Origin of the sequence: Streptomyces sp. NPDC102278, from assembly GCF_044766345.1 — a bacterium.
GTDB lineage: Bacteria > Actinomycetota > Actinomycetes > Streptomycetales > Streptomycetaceae > Streptomyces.
In genome coordinates, this window is the sequence record NZ_JBIWLV010000005.1 from 274,855 (window position 1) to 288,905 (window position 14,051).

Here is a 14,051-nt window from a genome sequence, read left to right on the forward strand (position 1 = left end):
CCGTGTAGCCGTACGCGCCCGTAACTTGACACTGATGAATGTGACAATGACCGGCGGTCACGTCAAGGCCCGTGCATGCACCTGTGGACAAACTTGTCCGGGCCACATCAGCCTTTGGGCGGGCCCTGTAGTCCTCAAGGCGGATACGGGATCCGGCTCCTGGTCTGACGATCCGCGCCGCCCGCGCCACTAACGTCGAGCCTGTGACTGTCATCGCGACCGAAAGCCTGAGCAAGCGGTACCCCCGAGTGACCGCCCTCGACCGGCTCTCCCTGGACATCGGGCCCGGCGTCACCGGGCTCGTGGGTGCCAACGGAGCCGGCAAGTCCACGCTGATCAAGATTCTGCTGGGACTGTCCCCCGCCACCGAGGGCCGTGCCGCCGTGCTCGGACTCGACGTCTCCACGCATGGCAGCGCCATCCGTGAGCGCGTCGGATACATGCCCGAGCACGACTGCCTGCCCCCCGACGTCTCGGCCACCGAGTTCGTCGTGCACATGGCGCGCATGTCCGGGCTGCCCCCGACCGCCGCCCGTGAACGGACCGCCGACACCCTGCGCCACGTGGGCCTGTACGAGGAGCGCTACCGCCCCATCGGCGGCTACTCCACGGGCATGAAGCAGCGGGTCAAGCTGGCCCAGGCGCTCGTCCACGACCCCCAGCTGGTGCTGCTCGACGAGCCCACCAACGGCCTGGACCCGGTCGGTCGCGACGAGATGCTCGGCCTGATCCGCCGCATCCACACCGACTTCGGGATCTCGGTCCTGGTCACCTCCCACCTCCTCGGAGAACTGGAGCGGACCTGCGACCACGTCGTGGTCGTCGACGGCGGCAAGCTCCTGCGTTCCAGCTCCACCAGCGACTTCATGCAGAGCACCACGACCCTGGCGGTCGAGGTCACCGACTCCGACGTCCACCCGGACGGCACCGCCGCCCTGCGCAAGGCGCTCACCGAGGCGGGCATCACCCTGCACGCGGGCGAGGAACAGGGCCTGCCCGGGGCCGGCCACGTCCTCCTCGTCGAGGCCATGGGCGAGGAAACGTACGACACGGTCCGCGACACCGTCGCCGACCTGGGGATCGGCCTGGTCCGCATGGAGCAGCGCCGCCACCACATCGCGGAGGTCTTCCGCGACAACGACCCGTCCGCGCCGCCCGCCCCGCAGGTGCGGCCCACCCAGCAGAAGGGAGCCGGTTCCGATGGCGCCTGACACCTCGACCCAGATCCACAACATCGGCTACCGGTCCTACGACGGCCCCCGGCTCGGCCGTGCCTACGCGCGCAAGTCGCTGTTCTCGCAGTCGCTGCGCGGCGCGTACGGACTCGGTCGCTCGGCCAAGTCCAAAGTGCTGCCGATGATCCTCTTCGCGGTGATGTGCGTTCCCGCGCTGATCATCGTCGCGGTCGCCATCGCGGTGCCCGGCTCCACCGACCTGCCGATCAAGTACACGACGTACGCCCTGACCACCCAGGTGATCATCGGCCTGTACCTCGCCTCCCAGGCGCCGCAGTCGGTCTCCCGGGACCTGCGCTTCAAGACGGTGCCGCTGTACTTCTCGCGACCCATCGAGCGCGTGGACTACGTCGTGGCCAAGTTCGCCGCCATGGCCTCGGCCCTGTTCATCCTCACCGCGACCCCGCTGCTGATCATGTACATCGGCTCGCTGCTCGCGAAGTTCGACTTCGGGGACCAGACCGAGGGCTTCGGGCAGGGACTGGCGTCCGTCCTTCTCCTGTCGTTGCTCTTCGCCGGCCTCGGCCTGGTCATGGCCGCGCTGACCCCGCGCCGCGGGTTCGGTGTCGCCGCGATCATCGCGGTGCTGTTGATCCCGTACGGCGCCGTGACCGCCGTCCAGGGCATCGCGTACAACACCGGATCCACCGGCGCCATCGACTGGCTGGGCCTGTTCTCCCCGATCACCCTGATCGACGGCATCCAGACCGCCTTCCTCAACGGCACCTCCGCCTTCCCCGGCGGCGAAGGCCCCACGGCCGGCATCGGCTTCGTCTACCTGCTCGTCGCCCTCGGGCTCATCGCCGGCTCCTACGCCGCCCTGATGGCCCGCTACCGGAAGGCCGGGCTGTGACCATCATCGACATCGACCACACCTCCCGCTGGTTCGGGAACGTCGTCGCCGTCAACGACGTGACCATGCGCATCGGTCCGGGTGTCACCGGCCTCCTCGGTCCCAACGGCGCCGGCAAGTCCACGCTCATCAACATGATGGGCGGCTTCCTGGCTCCCTCCACCGGCACGGTCACCCTTGACGGGACGCCGATCTGGCGCAACGAGCAGGTCTACAAGCAGATCGGCGTCGTGCCCGAGCGCGAGGCCATGTACGACTTCCTCACCGGCCGCGAGTTCGTCGTCGCCAACGCCGAACTGCACGGACTCGACGACGCGGCCGCCCAGCGGGCCCTGGCCACCGTCGAGATGGAGTACGCCCAGGACCGCAAGATCGCCACGTACTCCAAGGGCATGCGTCAGCGCGTCAAGATGGCCTCCGCCCTCGTCCACGACCCGTCGGTGCTGCTCCTCGACGAGCCGTTCAACGGCATGGACCCCCGTCAGCGCATGCAGCTCATGGATCTGCTGAGGCGCATGGGCGACGAGGGCCGCACCGTGCTCTTCTCCTCCCACATCCTGGAGGAGGTCGAACAGCTCGCCTCCCACATCGAGGTGGTCGTGGCCGGCCGGCACGCGGCCTCCGGAGACTTCCGCAAGATCCGTCGCCTGATGACGGACCGTCCGCACCGCTACCTGATCCGTTCCTCCGACGACCGGGCCCTTGCCGCGGCCCTGATCGCCGACCCGTCCACCGCCGGTATCGAGGTCGACCTGAAGGAAGGCGCCCTGCGCGTCCAGGCCGTCGACTTCGGACGCTTCACCGAGCTGCTGCCGCGGGTCGCCCGCGCGCACGGCATCCGGCTGCTGACGGTCTCGCCCTCCGACGAGTCCCTCGAGTCGGTCTTCTCCTACCTCGTCGCGGCCTGAAGGAGCTGGCACCCATGTACAACCCCACTGTCGCCCGGCTCACCTACCGGGCCCTGCTCGGCCGCCGCCGCGCGCTGATCCTCTTCGCGCTGCCCGCCCTGCTGATCGTCCTCAGCATCGCCGTCCGGGCCTTCACCGGCCTGGACGACAAGGTCGCCGCCGATCTCCTCGGCGGATTCGCCCTCGCGACGATGGTCCCGCTGATCGGCGTGATCGCCGGCACCGGCGCCATCGGCCCCGAGATCGACGACGGCTCGATCGTCTACCTGCTCTCCAAGCCGGTGAAGCGCCCGACGATCATCATGACCAAGCTGATCGTCGCCATCGCGGTCACCATGGTGTTCTCCGCGATCCCCACCCTGATCGCGGGCTTCATCCTCAACGGCAACGGTCAGCAGATCGCCGTCGCCTACACCGTGGCCGCGCTCGTCGCCTCGATCGCCTACAGCGCGCTGTTCCTGCTGCTGGGCACCGTCAGTCGGCACGCCGTCGTCTTCGGCCTCGTCTACGCCCTGATCTGGGAGTCGCTCTTCGGCAGCCTGGTGTCCGGGGCGAAGACGCTGAGCGTCCAGCAGTGGTCCCTGGCCCTGGCCGAGAAGGTCGCCGGCGAGGGATACGTCGACGCCACCGTGGGCCTGCCCACCGCCGCGGTGCTGCTCGTCGCGGTCACCGTCGGAGCCACCGTCTACGCGGGCCAGAAGCTGCGTCGCCTCACCCTCGCGGGCGAGGAGTAGGACCGACGCCGCCGCCGTCACCCACCGTGCCCCGCCCGGCCCACCGGCCGGGCGGGGCACAGCTTCGCGGGTCATCATCGGTGCATGATGCCGCACGCCGAGCCCGAGCCCTCCAGGCCGCTGTGGTCCTGGATACGCTCCTCGCCCGGCACGCACATTTGGTTGTTGATCATCGCCGTCACCAGTGTGGTCGTGGTGATCGCCCCCGACCACCTGGACCACGTCCTGCTGCACCGCAACAGCAGCAACATCCACGAGCTCACCCGGCACCCCCTTCGAGCCCTGCTCTCCAGCGCGTTCTGGATCGAGAACCCGGCCTCGCTCGCCCTGTACGCCGTGCTCTTCGAGCTCTTCCACGCTCCCGTCGAACGCTGGCTCGGCACCCTGCGCTGGCTCGTGATCATCGCGACCGCCCACATCACCGCCACCCTGGTCAGCCAGAAGCTGGTGCTGATGGCCATCCAGGACCACCGGGCCCCGCGCAGCATGGTCCACGTCGTCGACATCGGCGTCAGCTACGGACTCGCCGCGGCCGCCGGAGTCCTGACCTACCGGCTGCCCGGCCCGTGGCGATGGTTCTACCTCGCGGGAGTCGTCGCCTTCTTCGGCATCCCGCTGATCAGCGGTGGAACCTTCACCGACCTCGGACACGCCATCGCGCTCGCCGTCGGACTACTGGCCTGGCCGCTGACCTGGCATCCCCAACCCACTCGTGTTTCACGTGAAACATGAGTCTGTTCCACGTGCTCTGTTGCACGTGAGAAGCAGCCTTGTTTCACGTGAAACATGGGCCGCGTTTCACGTGAAACAGAGTTCAGGAACGCTCCGGCTTCGCCACGCCGTGCTCCCAGGCCCAGGAGGCGATGCCCACCCGGTTCCGGACCCGCAGCTTGCCCTGCACATTGGCGATGTGGGTCTTGGCGGTGCCGGCGCTGATGAAGAGCTCCGACCCGATCTCCGCGTTCGTGTACCCCCGTGCCACCAGCCGAACGATCTCCACCTCGCGCTCCGTCAGAGGGTGCGGGGCGCGGGGCGGCACCGGTCCCTCCTGTGTCAGCCGACTCAACAGCCGTACGGTGATCTGCGGGCTGATCAGGGTGTCCCCCTGCATGGCGGCCCGTACCCCCTCGATGAGCAGCGCCGGCCCCGACCTCTTCAGCAGGAATCCGCAGGCGCCGTTGCGCAGGGCGGTGTGGACGTACTCGTCCAGGTCAAAGGTGGTCACCACCAGCACGCGTGTCTGCGGTGACAGCAGTCGGGTGACTTCCAGGCCGTCCAGCCGTGGCATCCGGATGTCGGCCAACACCACGTCAGGCCGCAGCTCCCGCGCCAGCGCGACCGCCTTCTCGCCGTCCGCGGCCTCCCCGACCACGGTCATGTCGGGCTGGGAATCGAGGATCAGTCGGAACCCGTTGCGGATGTCCTCTTGGTCGTCGGCTATCAGGATGCGTGTGGTCACGCCGCCATGATCACCCTTGGGAGGGTCCGGCCGCCGGGAAGACCACCGAAACCCGCCACCCGCCGACTCCGTCCGAACCCGCCGTCAGCGTGCCGTCCGCCGCTTCCACCCGGCTGCGCAGCCCCTCCAGCCCGGTCCCGCCGCCGTGCCGCCGTCGCAGGGGAAGGGCCCGACCCCGGCGCGGGGCGGGCCCGTTGGCCACGCTGAGGTCCAGGCCCGCCCGGGTCCGGCGCAAGGTCACCCGTACCGCCTCGGCTCCGGGTGCGTGTCGACGTATGTTGGTGAGGGCCTCCACGACCACCCGGTAGGCCGTGGTCTCTGCCGCCCGGGACAGCGCGGCCAATGCTTCGGGGTCGGCTTCCAGTACGGCACCGCCCTCGAACCGGGCCAGCAGTTCCGGGAGTTCGGCGAGGCCCGGGGTCGGGGCCGTCGGCCCGTCGCCCGCGTCGCGCAGCGCGTGCACCGTCCGGTCCATCGACGCCAACGCGCTCAGTCCCGCGGCCTCGATGCGTTCCAGGGCCCGGGCGGCCTGGCGCGGATCGCTGTCCGCCACGAACCGGGCCGCTTGGGCCTGCATCACGATCGCGCTTACGTCGTGCGCCACGAAGTCGTGGAGATCCCGCGCGAGTTGGAGCTGTTGCTCACGCCGTGCGTCGTGGATCGCACGCCGTCTGCCGGCGGCCTGCCGCCGCAGGAACACCCCGCACCCCACGGCTCCCAGCGCGGGCAGCGCCCAGAACGCCGCGGCCTCCGCGGCTTCCCACCACGCCCCGAGGCCGGCGCTCCGGGCCCACACGAGCGGTACCGGCCACAGCGCGACCGCCGCACCGCCCAGCACGCAGGAGACGACGGCGTCGCGTACGGCCGCCCAGCGGGCCGCCAGCGCGAGCAGGGGGATGAGTACGCCCATCCCCGCGAGCGTCCACGGCGCGGGCACCCGCAGCCAGGAGGCGACCAGGGACAAGAGGGCGGCGGCAACCAGCAGCGGGGCGTGGAGGCCGCGGAGTTTCAGGAACACCGGCCGAGCCTACGAATCCCCCCGCCCGCCGGCCATCTGCCGTTCGGCAGAGGGACGACTGCGTGCGGTCGCGGGCTCCCTCCATCGGCCCATGGTCCGCGCAAGGGCGGAGAACGAGGCTTGAGACCCGCACGACGCCTGCCGAAAGGGACTTGGACGATGCCTCTCCTCGACACCACGCCCGCCGTCGGAGCCTCCCGAGCCATGCGGCTGACGGCGAAGGCCGCTGCCCTGACCGTGCTGCCCAACTGCGTCTGGCGGCTGGTGATCGCGATCGGCATCCCCGTCGGCTGGGGCGCCGGCAACCAACTGCACCACTCGCACTATCCGGGCTGGGGTTCTCTCTACCTGCTCGCGCTCAGCGTCTTCCAGGAATGTCTGGGCCTGCTCGCTCTCGGTCTCGTGCTGCGCTGGGGTGAGATCGTGCCGAGGTGGGTGCCCCGGATCGGCGGTTGTCGCCTTCCGCCCTTCGTGGCCCTCGTCCCCGCGTCACTGGGCGCCATCGCGCTGATCGGCATCACCCTGCTGGGTGCCTCCACGTGGAACGACGTGATCGCGGCGGACCCGGACCAGCCGAGCGAGGGCTTCGGCTACTGGTTCTTCACGCTGTCCTACGCGCCCCTGCTGTTGTGGGGGCCGTTGCTCGCGATCGTGACGATCGGCTACTGGAGGCGTCGTCGGACACCCGGCCGGCGCGCCGAAAATGACTGGTAAGGGGCGTGTTGCCGGGGCAGAGTGAGTGGTGCGGGGAGCAACAGGAAGGTCCGGGACAGCCACTTCGAGCGCGCCTCGCGGCGCGGGCTGCTCCCGGACCCTTCTCCTCTTCGCGTGCTTGGGGCCCTACGGTCAGGCAGCGCCCAGCAGACGTTCCAGCACCACCGCGATGCCGTCCTCCTGGTTGGAGGTCGTCACCTCGTCGGACACTGCCTTGAGCTCCGGGTGGGCATTGGCCATGGCCACACCGTGCGCCGACCAACCGAACATCGGAATGTCGTTGGGCATGTCGCCGAAGGAGATCGTCTCCGCCGCCTTCACTCCCAGCCGGCGCGCGGCCAGCGACAGGCCGGTGGCCTTGCTCAGGCCCAAGGGCAGGATCTCCACCACGCCCGGTCCCGCCATCACGATGTCCACCAGGCTGCCCACGGTCGCGCGGGCCGCCTTGACGAGTTCGTCGTCGCCGAGCCCCGGGTGCTGGATGTACAGCTTGTTCAGCGGCGCGGTCCAGATGGCCGCGGTGTCCTCCAGGTAGAGGGCCGGCAGCCCTTCCTGGACCTGGTAGCCGGGCCCGAACAGGACCTCGCCGTCGACCCCGTCCCGGCTGGCCGCGATCGCCAGCGGTCCGATCTCCGCCTCGATCTTCGACAGCGCCAGACCGGCCAGTTGGCGGTCCAGCGTCACCGAGGTCAGGAGTCGGTGCGATCCCGCGTCGTAGACCTGGGCGCCCTGTCCGCATACGGCGATCCCCTGGTAACCGAGATCATCGAGCACGTGGCGGGTCCAGGGCACGGCCCGGCCGGTGACGATGATGTGGGCCGCGCCCGCGGCGGTGGCCGCGACGAGGGCCTCACGGGTGCGTTCCGAGACGGTGTCGTCGTCACGCAGCAGCGTGCCGTCGAGGTCGGTCGCGACGAGCTTGTAGGGGAAGGGGGCCGGGCTCACTTGGCGATCGGCTCCAGGACCTCGCGACCGCCCAGGTACGGACGGAGCACCGGGGGCACTCGCACGCTGCCGTCGGCCTGCTGGTGGTTCTCCAGGATGGCGACGATCGTGCGCGGGACGGCGCACAGGGTGCCGTTCAGCGTGGAGAGCGGCTGGGTCTTCTTGCCGTCGCGGTAGCGGATCGACAGACGACGCGCCTGGAAGCCGTCACAGTTCGAGGCGGAGGTCAGCTCGCGGTACTTGCCCTGGGTCGGGATCCAGGCCTCGCAGTCGAACTTGCGCGAGGCGGAGGCACCCAGGTCGCCCGTGGCGACGTCGATCACCTGGAAGGGCAGCTCCAGGCTGGTCAGCCACTGCTTCTCCCACTCCAGGAGCCGCTGGTGCTCGGCCTCGGCCTCCTCCGGCGCGACGTACGAGAACATCTCGACCTTGTCGAACTGGTGGACGCGGAAGATGCCGCGGGTGTCCTTGCCGTACGTGCCGGCCTCGCGGCGGAAGCACGGCGAGAAGCCGGCGTAGCGCAGGGGCAGCTTGTCGGCCTCGATGATCTCGTCCATGTGGTACGCGGCGAGCGGTACTTCGGAGGTGCCGACCAGGTAGTAGTCGTCCTTCTCCAGGTGGTACACGTTCTCCGCGGCCTGGCCGAGGAAACCCGTGCCCTCCATGGCGCGCGGACGGACCAGCGCGGGGGTCAGCATCGGGATGAAGCCGGCCTCGGTGGCCTGCGCGATCGACGCGTTGACCAGTGCCAGCTCCAGGAGCGCGCCGACGCCGGTGAGGTAGTAGAAGCGGGAACCCGACACCTTGGCGCCACGTTCGACGTCGATGGCGCCCAGCGACTCGCCGAGCTCCAGGTGGTCCTTGGCCTCGAAGCCCTCGGCGGCGAAGTCGCGGATCACGCCGTGCGTCTCAAGGACGGTGAAGTCCTCCTCGCCACCGACGGGGACGTCGCTGTGGACGATGTTGCCGAGCTGGAGGAGGAGCCGCTTTGCCGCCTCGTCCGCCTCGTTCTGCTCGGCCTCGGCCGCTTTCACGTCCTGCTTGAGTTGTTCGGCCTTTGTGAGGAGCTGCGCCCGCTCCTCCGGAGAGGCCTTCGGGATGAGCTTGCCGAGCGACTTCTGTTCGTTGCGCAATTCGTCGAAGCGCATGCCGGAGGACCTGCGGCGCTCGTCGGCGGAGAGCAGTGCGTCGACGAGGCCGACGTCCTCTCCACGAGCGCGCTGCGAGGCGCGGACACGGTCAGGGTCTTCACGGAGCAGCCGGAGGTCAATCACCCCTCCAGGCTACCGGGCTGGGGTTCCCGGCATCACACCGATATCACGCTGCGTGTCGCTATGCCCTAATTGTCGCGAATATTAAACGGTCGACCGTTGGCCTGATGCGATCGCTCCACGGAGGGCCGATAAAAGCGTCCCATTCCCTGAAAAGGGGCAAACTCCGGGCTGCGAGCGGCTCCTGGATCGGCCCGGGGCCGTTCTTTGTCCACAGGAATTCCTGCCAGAGCCGTCTTATCCACAGGCTGTGTGCCGCATCTGTGGAAACGCCAACAGTTCATTCGCGATCCGCGGTCGAGCGGGGCGAATCGGGGTTCAAACCGCCCTCACACACTCATTCGGGTGGGAATGACTCGCCCCAACGAGTTGATCTGCGATGCACGGGTGACGCCGTTCACCTCCCGCTCTCCAGCACGAAACCCGGACCACCCGACCGATTTGTCGACCTTGTCATGCTGCTCTGTCGACTTGTCCCCAGGTCACCATCTCGTCCTGTGGATAACTCTGTGGACAGTGGACGAAGCCCTACCCGCGGCCGTCGAGGCAGCGCGTCAGCCAATCGGAGGCCGCCGTGAAGTCGCCGTCGGAGGTGCCGGGACGCGAGGCCCGCACGTCACCCAGAGCGACGCCCGCGCGCGGGTACGAACCGAGGAAACGGACCTGCGGACACGTCCGCTTCAGTCCCATCAGCGCCTCACTGACACGACGGTCGGAGATGTGGCCCTCGGCGTCCACCGCGAAGCAGTAGTTGCCGATGCCGGCGCCCGTCGGCCGGGATTGGATCAACATCAGGTTGACGCCACGCACGGCGAACTCCTGGAGCAGTTCCAACAGCGCACCGGGGCGGTCGTCACCGAGCCACAGCACCACGGACGTCTTGTCGGCGCCGGTCGGCGCCGCCGGGCGCGCGGGCCGGCCGACGAGCACGAACCGGGTCTCGGCGTTCTCCGCGTCGTGGATCTCGGTGACCAGGGCCTCCAGCCCGTACGTGGCGGCGGCGAATTCGCCCGCGAAGGCGGCGTCGAACCGGCCCTCCTGCACCAGCCGGGCCCCGTCCGCGTTGGACGCGGCCGACTCCCACAACGCGTCGGGCAGGTGCGCCCGCAGCCAGTTGCGGACCTGCGGCTGGGCCACCGGGTGCCCGGTGACCGTCTTGACGTCCGACAGCTTGGTTCCGGGTCGCACGAGGAGCGCGAACGCGATGGGCAGGAGCACCTCGCGGTAGATCATCAACGGCTCGCCGGAGGCCAGCTCGTCGAGGGTGGCGGTGACCCCGCCCTCCACCGAGTTCTCGATCGGGACCAGCGCGGCGGCGGCTTCACCACCCCGCACGGCGTCGAGCGCGGCCGGCACGGACACCATCGGGACGAGCTCCCGGGTGGCGGCTTCCGGCAGGGTACGAAGGGCTGCTTCGGTGAAAGTGCCCTCGGGACCGAGATAGGTGAAACGTGTGGCCGACATGTGATCAGCCTAATGCCGCAGGCCGTGCGCCCGAGGGCCTGTTCACCCTTCGAGCAGCCGCTGTCCCACGTACTCCCCGGCACGCGGTCCGGGCGGGACCGCGTACAGCCCGCTGGACTCGTGCCGGATGAACTCGGACAGGGCGTCACCGCGGTCGAGCTTGCGCTGCACGGGTACGAATCCGCGCAGCGGATCGGCCTGCCAGCAGATGAAGAGGAGCCCGGCGTCCGGGGCGCCGTCGGCGGTGATCCCGTCGTGGAAGGAGAACGGACGACGCAGCATGGCCGCTCCTCCGTTCTGCTCGGGAGCCGAGATCCGCGCGTGGGCGTTGGACGGGATCACCGGCTTGCCGTCGCCGCCGATCCTGGTCAGGTCCATCTCGGTGGTCTCGCCGCCCCCGGTCAGGGGCGCCCCGGTGGCCTTCGTACGACCGATGACCTGCTCCTGCTGAGCCGTGGACCGCTTGTCCCAGTCGTCCAGGAGCATCCGGATCCGGCGGACGACGGCGTACGAGCCCCCGGCCATCCAGGAGTGCTCCGCCGGCCCGGGCCCGCCGGCCGGCACGAAGATCCGCTTGTCGAAGTCCGGCTCGGAGGGCTTCGGGTTGCCGGTGCCGTCGATCTGGCCCATCAGGTTGCGGGCGGTCATCGGGGAGAGGGTCGCGCCGGGAGACCGGTTGAAGCCGTTCATCTGCCAACGCGCCCGGGCGGCCTCGCCCGCCTCCTTGTGCAGGGCGCGCAGCGCGTGGAAGGCCACGAGCCCGTCGTTCGCGCCGATCTGGACCCAGAGGTCGCCGTTGCTCCGCTGCGGGTCGAGCCGGTCCGAGGAGAAGTTCGGCAGCGGGTCCAGGGCCGTGGGGCGGCGCGCGGCCAGGCCGGTGCGTTCGAAGAAGGAGTGGCCGAAGCCGAAGGTGATCGTGAGGGACGAGGGCCCCGCGTCGAGGGCGATCCCGCTGTCGGCGTGTGGCGCGGTCTCTCCCGCCATCAACCGCCGGGCCGTTTCGGACCAGCGGCGCATCAGCGCGGCGGCCTCGGGGCGGCCGGCGCCGGGGGCCAGGTCGAAGGCCACGACGTGGCCCTTGGCCTGGAGCGGCGTGGTGATGCCGGCCTGGTGGTCGCCCTGGAAGGAGACCTCCGTGGCGCCGAGCGAGCTGAGGGCCCCCGCGGCGCCGGGAGCGCCGCCGGTCGGGGTGTCGGACAGTGCCGAGTGCGTGAGGGCGCCACCGACGCCGCCGAGCGCGAGCCCGGCGGCGCCCGCGGCGCCGACCGTGCCCAGCAGCCGGCGCCGGGAGATCTCGATGTCGGGGTGGTTGTCGCTGCTCTCGGTCACGCTGGTCAGCCGATCTTCACGTTCTTCTGGACGGTCGTCTGGTCGATGTCGGAGGTACGGACGGTCACGTCGATGCGCCACTCGCCCGCGAGGGGCAGCTGGACCCCGGACGACGACCAGTGTCCCGGAGCGGCCCGGTCCGGGGCGAGCGGCAGCGGGCCGATGTCCTTGGCCGGGAGGGTGAAGGCGACCTTGATCTCGGGAAGGTCGACGGGCTGCCCGTCCGGGCCGTCGGCCCAGAGGTGGAGGGTGTTGGCGCCCACCCGGCCGGGATCCAGCTCCAGTCGCACGGTGCCCTTGCCGTTCTGGCCGCCGGTGTCGAAGGGCAGGGTGATCTTCACGGCCCGATCGGGGACGGCGGTGGCCGAACCGTTGCGGCCGGTCTCCTGCTGTACGGCGCGGCCCGGCTCGGTGCCCGTCAGGATGGTGGTGACGGCCAGCAGTGCCACGGCCACACACGCCTCGGCGAGAACGGAGCGGCGCAGGCCGGCACGGCCCGGATCGGAGTCCCGGACCTGCTTCTCGCGCGCGTTCTCGCGGGCGGCGTGCTGTCGGGCGAGCTGGGCGGCGCGCCTGGGGTCGGCGGGAACCGTCTCAAGCGTTGCCTCGGGAACCGTCTCGCGCGATGTTTCACGTGAAACATCGCCCTTCGTTTCACGGGCCTTCGTTTCACGGGCCTTCGCTTCACGTGCAACCCCGGTTGTTGTTTCACGTGAAACCCCGCTCCTTGTTTCACGTGAAACACGGCCCTTCGCCCCGGCCACCCCGCTCCCCACCCGGCTTTCGGCGAGTCGGGCGGTCCAGCCCCGCGAGACGTAGGCGATGCCGACGAGGGCGGCGACGAGGCCGACCTTGATGAGCAGCAGCCGCCCGTAACTGGTGTCGGTCAGGGCGGACCAGCTTCCGAGCTGGCGCCAGGACTGGTAGACCCCGGTGACCGTGAGCACCAGGACGCTGATGAAGGCGACCTTGGAGAAGCGTCGGACGGCCTCGCGCTCGATGTCGGGGACCTTGTGGAGGGCGACCAGCAGGGCGGCGAGTCCACCGAGCCAGGTGGCGACGGCCAGGAGGTGCAGGATGTCCGCCGGCATCGCGATGCCCGGCTGGATCCCCGTGGAGGCATGCTCGGCCAGCGCCCAGGTCGCGGCGATGCCGGCGGCCAGGACGGAACCGCCGATCCCGAGCCCGAATGCGAGATCGGTGGTGTCCTTGCGATCCTGTGCCGCGGTGTCCTCCCCGGCCGGGTCCGGGGAGCTCGCGGTTTCGGCCACCTGCCGGCGGCGCGCGTAGGCACCGAACAACACGGCGATGAAGAGCGCGGCCGCGCCGAGGAGCAGCAGCCTGGAGACGAGGGAGGCGCCTGTCTTGGTCTCCAGTACGGCCTTGAGGCCGTCGAGGTCGAAGACGTCGGCGAACTTGCCCGAGCCGGTGTACGGGTTGCGCAGTGCGAGCATCGCCAGTGTGGCGGCGGTCAACGTGACCCAGCCGCGCAGCACCAGCTTCTGCAGGGGACGCTCGGCGGACCCCCGTCGCCAGCACAGCAGGATGAACGCGGCGCCTCCGACGAGCACGATGAAGCCCGCGTAGGCGGCGTACCGGGCGAGCCCGTAGGCGACGCCCACGGGACCACCGCCGGCCTGTTGCGTGGGAAGGGCGACCTGGGTGGCCGACGGGGCGCCGATGGAGAAGGTGAAGGCGCCCGAGATGGGGTGGCTGTCCGCCGAGACGGCCTGCCAGGCCACGGTGTACGTGCCGTTGGGCAGGCCGGAGTGCAGGGCGGTGCCGTAGCGGATGGTGGATCCGCTGCACATGTCGCGCAGCTCACCGGTGTCCACGCGCTTGCCCTGCGGGTCCATCACGCGGATGGAGTCGTCGCCCATGGCGACCTGCTCCGAGAAGGAGAGGGTGACCTGGGCGGGCGCCGTGGCGACCACCGCCCCGTCCTTGGGGTCGCTCGCGGTGAGTGCGGCGTGTGCCGTGGCCGGTGCGGCCGCGGCGAACAGTGTTGCCAGCAGGGCTGCGAGGACCAGCGCGAATCGCGGCACGAATGCCGGGATGTGCGCGCGGACCGGGGCGGGGGCGGGGGCGGTGGCCGTCATGGCGTGTCAGTTCCTCGGTCCG

General features: G+C 70.1%; 13 protein-coding genes. 6 read left to right on the top strand and 7 right to left on the bottom strand.

Annotated features, from left to right (window positions below; translation table 11 throughout):
- The first annotated feature begins 203 nt into the window (after positions 1-203).
- The 5 genes from ACIRO3_RS15890 (at position 204) to ACIRO3_RS15910 (ending at position 4,462) form a co-directional block, all read left to right on the top strand.
- The gene (locus ACIRO3_RS15890) at positions 204-1,211 is read left to right on the top strand and encodes an ABC transporter ATP-binding protein (RefSeq protein WP_404136808.1); all 1,008 of its coding nucleotides are present in this window, start codon (positions 204-206) and stop codon (positions 1,209-1,211) included.
- Entirely contained in the window at positions 1,201-2,088 is an 888-nt protein-coding gene (locus ACIRO3_RS15895) for an ABC transporter permease subunit (protein ID WP_267802299.1), read from the top strand. Before ACIRO3_RS15890 ends, ACIRO3_RS15895 begins: the two co-directional genes overlap by 11 nt.
- Entirely contained in the window at positions 2,085-2,996 is a 912-nt protein-coding gene (locus ACIRO3_RS15900; RefSeq protein WP_361770796.1) for an ABC transporter ATP-binding protein, read from the top strand. The genes ACIRO3_RS15895 and ACIRO3_RS15900 overlap by 4 nt, the downstream gene beginning before the upstream one ends.
- 14 nt (positions 2,997-3,010) lie before the next feature.
- Complete coding sequence (locus ACIRO3_RS15905) at positions 3,011-3,730, top strand: ABC transporter permease subunit (RefSeq protein ID WP_361973856.1); 720 nt, start codon at positions 3,011-3,013, stop codon at positions 3,728-3,730.
- 84 nt (positions 3,731-3,814) lie between these two features.
- Entirely contained in the window at positions 3,815-4,462 is a 648-nt protein-coding gene (locus ACIRO3_RS15910; RefSeq protein ID WP_404136812.1) for a rhomboid-like protein, read from the top strand.
- An 82-nt stretch (positions 4,463-4,544) separates the two neighbouring features.
- Here ACIRO3_RS15910 and ACIRO3_RS15915 read toward each other — a convergent pair whose 3' ends face one another.
- Positions 4,545-5,189 carry a response regulator gene (locus ACIRO3_RS15915; RefSeq protein WP_404136815.1) on the bottom strand — a complete coding sequence of 215 codons (645 nt, stop codon included), beginning with the start codon at positions 5,187-5,189 and terminating at the stop codon, positions 4,545-4,547.
- Positions 5,190-5,199: 10 nt separating this feature from the next.
- Positions 5,200-6,207: a sensor histidine kinase gene (locus ACIRO3_RS15920; protein WP_404136818.1), complete on the bottom strand. Its 1,008-nt coding sequence runs from the start codon at positions 6,205-6,207 to the stop codon at positions 5,200-5,202.
- Positions 6,208-6,366: 159 nt separating this feature from the next.
- On the opposite strand from ACIRO3_RS15920, the gene ACIRO3_RS15925 reads away from it, so the two are divergent.
- On the top strand, positions 6,367-6,921 hold the full coding sequence (locus ACIRO3_RS15925) for a hypothetical protein (protein ID WP_404136821.1): 555 nt from the start codon (positions 6,367-6,369) through the stop codon (positions 6,919-6,921).
- Positions 6,922-7,053: 132 nt separating this feature from the next.
- Here the strand turns inward: ACIRO3_RS15925 and ACIRO3_RS15930 are convergent, their stop codons facing one another.
- The 5 genes from ACIRO3_RS15930 to ACIRO3_RS15950 all read right to left on the bottom strand — a co-directional run bounded on the left by ACIRO3_RS15930 (position 7,054) and on the right by ACIRO3_RS15950 (position 14,029).
- Complete coding sequence (locus ACIRO3_RS15930; RefSeq protein WP_404136824.1) at positions 7,054-7,866, bottom strand: HAD family hydrolase; 813 nt, start codon at positions 7,864-7,866, stop codon at positions 7,054-7,056.
- Positions 7,863-9,140, bottom strand: a complete 1,278-nt coding sequence (serS, locus tag ACIRO3_RS15935) for a serine--tRNA ligase (RefSeq protein ID WP_361770810.1) — start codon at positions 9,138-9,140, stop codon at positions 7,863-7,865. Before serS ends, ACIRO3_RS15930 begins: the two co-directional genes overlap by 4 nt.
- A 525-nt stretch (positions 9,141-9,665) precedes the next feature.
- On the bottom strand, positions 9,666-10,601 hold the full coding sequence (pheA, locus tag ACIRO3_RS15940) for a prephenate dehydratase (RefSeq protein WP_361770812.1): 936 nt from the start codon (positions 10,599-10,601) through the stop codon (positions 9,666-9,668).
- A gap of 42 nt (positions 10,602-10,643) precedes the next feature.
- Positions 10,644-11,939 carry an iron uptake transporter deferrochelatase/peroxidase subunit gene (gene efeB / locus ACIRO3_RS15945; protein ID WP_404137165.1) on the bottom strand — a complete coding sequence of 432 codons (1,296 nt, stop codon included), beginning with the start codon at positions 11,937-11,939 and terminating at the stop codon, positions 10,644-10,646.
- Complete coding sequence (locus ACIRO3_RS15950) at positions 11,936-14,029, bottom strand: copper resistance protein CopC (protein ID WP_404136829.1); 2,094 nt, start codon at positions 14,027-14,029, stop codon at positions 11,936-11,938. The genes efeB and ACIRO3_RS15950 overlap by 4 nt, the downstream gene beginning before the upstream one ends.
- Positions 14,030-14,051: the final 22 nt, after the last annotated feature.

Excerpts from the sequence above, each read along its gene's own strand:
- ACIRO3_RS15895 (WP_267802299.1), top strand. The coding sequence starts at position 1,201 with ATGGCGCCTGACACCTCGACCCAGATCCACAACATCGGCTACCGGTCC.
- ACIRO3_RS15905 (WP_361973856.1), top strand. The coding sequence starts at position 3,011 with ATGTACAACCCCACTGTCGCCCGGCTCACCTACCGGGCCCTGCTCGGC.
- ACIRO3_RS15910 (WP_404136812.1), top strand. The coding sequence starts at position 3,815 with ATGATGCCGCACGCCGAGCCCGAGCCCTCCAGGCCGCTGTGGTCCTGG.
- ACIRO3_RS15925 (WP_404136821.1), top strand. The coding sequence starts at position 6,367 with ATGCCTCTCCTCGACACCACGCCCGCCGTCGGAGCCTCCCGAGCCATG.
- pheA (WP_361770812.1), bottom strand. The coding sequence starts at position 10,601 with ATGTCGGCCACACGTTTCACCTATCTCGGTCCCGAGGGCACTTTCACC.
- ACIRO3_RS15950 (WP_404136829.1), bottom strand. The coding sequence starts at position 14,029 with ATGACGGCCACCGCCCCCGCCCCCGCCCCGGTCCGCGCGCACATCCCG.